Source organism: Streptomyces sp. NTH33, assembly GCF_003236365.1.
Lineage (GTDB): Bacteria > Actinomycetota > Actinomycetes > Streptomycetales > Streptomycetaceae > Streptomyces.
The window spans coordinates 1-2,657 of sequence record NZ_POTZ01000690.1; the positions used below are offsets into that span (position 1 = coordinate 1).

Below are 2,657 nucleotides of genomic sequence, written 5' to 3' on the forward strand. Positions count from 1 at the left end.
GCGTCACCGGGCTTCCTGGCGGGTCAGGGTGTAGCCGCGGTTCCAGGGGCGGCAGCGCAGGGGGCGCAGCCCGGCGGCGGTGAACGCCTGCTCGCACGTCTCGGGGGTGCGGGTGAGGGCGGCGAAGGTGGGGCCGACGGAGGAGAGGGTGAGGATGTCGGCGAGGCGGTCGGTGAAGATGTGCTCGATCTTCGCGCCGGTGGCCAGCAGGTCGGGGTGGGAGAACGCGCAGTTGGCGAGGCTGCCCATGCGGAAGCGGTAGTCGAACAGCAGTTGGCCGAGTGGGCGCAGGTCGCCGTCTTCGAGGGCGGGCCAGGCGTCGTGCAGGAGCCGGTAGGCGATCTCGGGTCCGTGGGTGCGGCCGGTGGCGGCGAAGGCGTCGAAGTGGCGGGCTTCGGCGGCGAGGCTGGCGCGCGCATCCCAGAGCAGCGGCTGGTGCGGCATGCCGAGTACCAGGTGGAGGTCTGCTGGCAGGTTGGCCTTCAGCAGCGGCACCTGGGCTCCGGCGATGACCTGGACGGCGCCGGGGATGAGGCCGGCGGTCGCGGAGCCGCCCAGGCACTGGACGGGTAGGAGGTGCTGCTCGTCGCCGTCGATCTCTTCGCCGTGGTTGCGGGCCAGGAACTTGATCAGCTGGCGCGGGGCGGCGGGGCTGCCGTACAGCTCGTTGACGGCGGATGCCACGGCCGCGAGCTGGCCGCTGCTGGAGCCCAGGCCGAGATGGGCGGGCAGGTCGGGCGCGGTGACGCGGACGCGGAGGCGCTCGCGGATGCCGAGGGCGTCGCGCATGAGCAGGGCGGCGTGGCGGGCCAGGACGGGATGGGCGCAGTCCGGGGCGGTCTGCACGGCGAGGCCGTCGGGGACGATCTCGACCTCGGCCTCGCGCATCAGGTCGCAGGTGATCAGGAGTTCCCCGGCGAGGTAGGCGGCCTGGCTGGGGACGATCTTGCTGGAGTCGAGGGCCATGGCGTTGATCCGACTCGGGTAGGTCAGGCGTATGCGCCTCGCGACCGGTTCGGGCGGCGAGGTGAGCTGATGGGTGAGGGCGGAGCGCGGCGTGCCGACGGGGAAGGGCGGGAAGTCGGTGTCGATGGACGCGGCCATGTTCATACGGGGCTCCCGGCGGTGAGGAGGGCGCGGGCGGATTCGGTGACGTCCAGCAGGCGGTCCAGGGCGTGGGTGGTGTAGCCGCCGCTGCCCAGCGAGCCGTCGGGGCGGACGGCCATGTTGGTGCGGGCCAGCTCGCGGTGCGGCAGTCGGAAGCGGCGCAGTTCGCCCAGGAGCCGGAGGGCGGCCGGGCGCAGGTGCGCGGCGTGGCGGGCGAGCCGGGCCAGGCCGGGCCGGCTGCCCGCGTCCTCGATGAGGGCGCGGTGGTGCGGGGGCAGGTAGAGGACGTTGCCGGCGACGTACTGCGCGTACCAGCGGGCGAGCGGGCCGGTGGACGCCTGGGCGAGCAGCAGGACATCCACGACGAGCAGCGGCATCTGCGCGCCGCCGGGCGCGTAGTAGGTGCGGCCGGCTATCTCCAGCGGCGGATAGTACGGGCGTAACTGCCCCGTGAAGAACTCCGGGGTCAGGTTCCGTTTGACGCGCAGTAGGTGGGTGCTGAAGGCGCGCAGATGCTGGGCGACTTGGTCGGCCAGTGCGGTCGCGGCGGTCTCATTGTCAGCCTTCGGCAGGTGCACCAGGAGGTCGATCGCGGCCTCCAGGGTATGGCTGGCGGCGGTGACCTCGTCGATGAACAGGTGCTCGCCGGGAGTGTCGGTGAAGGAGCGGCGCCGTAGTCCGCGCGGGTTGCGGGTGGCGTAGGAGTACACCGTCTCGCGGGGGACTTCACCGGTGAGTGCGCCCAGGCGCAGCAGGGCGGCTTCGACGCAGGGCGCCGGGGCACTGTGCCCGGTGTGACGGGCGAGAGAGGCGGTGAGCATGCCCAGGTCCCGGAGCGCCGCCTGCGCGGGGGCGGCGCTCAGGACCTCGGCGGACCGCCGGGCCAACAGGGCGGCGCGCTGGTGCAACCACGTCACGTCCGCGGCGAGGTTGGCGTGCGGCAGGGCCCGCATCACCGCATCGGCGCCCAGTGGGTCGAGCGCCGCGACGGTCGCATCCGGGTCATGAGTGAGTGGCATGCGGATGGCTTCCCCTTTCGTCCATTGGCCCGGCCAGTGGTGGGTGGGGCGGTCAGCTGACCGGTTCGGTGTCGCGGTAGGCCCACACCCGGCCGGCCGGGGCGCCCTCCAGGTAGGCGAGCAGCGGTTCGATCTCGGGCCGGGACGCGTTGGAGGACGCGAGGACCTTCTTGGCCTCCTCCACCGGCAGCAGGACCGCGCCGGTGACCTTGCCGTCGGGGTCGTGGACGGTGATGTCCCCGTCCCAGTCGGTGCACTCGAAGGTGCACACCACCGTGGAGGGGTAGCGGTCGCTCGTGGTGTTGACGAGGCAGGCGAGCGGGCCGACCGCGGCCAGGCGCAGCCCGGTCTCCTCGGCCACCTCGCGGATGACGGCCTCCTGGAAGAGCTCGCCCCGCTCGACGCCGCCGCCGGGGATGGACCAGATCTCCTCGCCGTCGCGCTGTTCACGTACCAGCACGATGTGGTCCCCGCGACGCAGCAGAGCGGCGGCGACCTGAACGCCGGGGCCTGCGGTCGGCCCGCTCGCCT

General features: G+C 73.1%; 3 protein-coding genes. All 3 read right to left on the reverse strand.

What is annotated here, in order from left to right; all coding sequences use genetic code 11:
- Positions 1–3: 3 nt before the first annotated feature.
- Positions 4–1,110, reverse strand: coding sequence for a GHMP family kinase ATP-binding protein (locus C1I97_RS35010; RefSeq protein ID WP_111006989.1), 1,107 nt, complete (start codon positions 1,108–1,110; stop codon positions 4–6).
- Positions 1,107–2,126, reverse strand: a complete 1,020-nt coding sequence (locus C1I97_RS35015; RefSeq protein ID WP_111006990.1) for a monodechloroaminopyrrolnitrin synthase PrnB family protein — start codon at positions 2,124–2,126, stop codon at positions 1,107–1,109. Before C1I97_RS35015 ends, C1I97_RS35010 begins: the two co-directional genes overlap by 4 nt.
- 52 nt (positions 2,127–2,178) lie before the next feature.
- Positions 2,179–2,657: NUDIX domain-containing protein (locus C1I97_RS35020; protein ID WP_111006991.1), on the reverse strand; the 479-nt coding region annotated here is incomplete at its 5' end.

What these genes read in the sequence shown, in the direction of transcription:
- C1I97_RS35010 (WP_111006989.1), bottom strand. Translation starts at nt 1,110, where the DNA reads ATGAACATGGCCGCGTCCATCGACACCGACTTCCCGCCCTTCCCCGTC.
- C1I97_RS35015 (WP_111006990.1), bottom strand. Translation starts at nt 2,126, where the DNA reads ATGCCACTCACTCATGACCCGGATGCGACCGTCGCGGCGCTCGACCCA.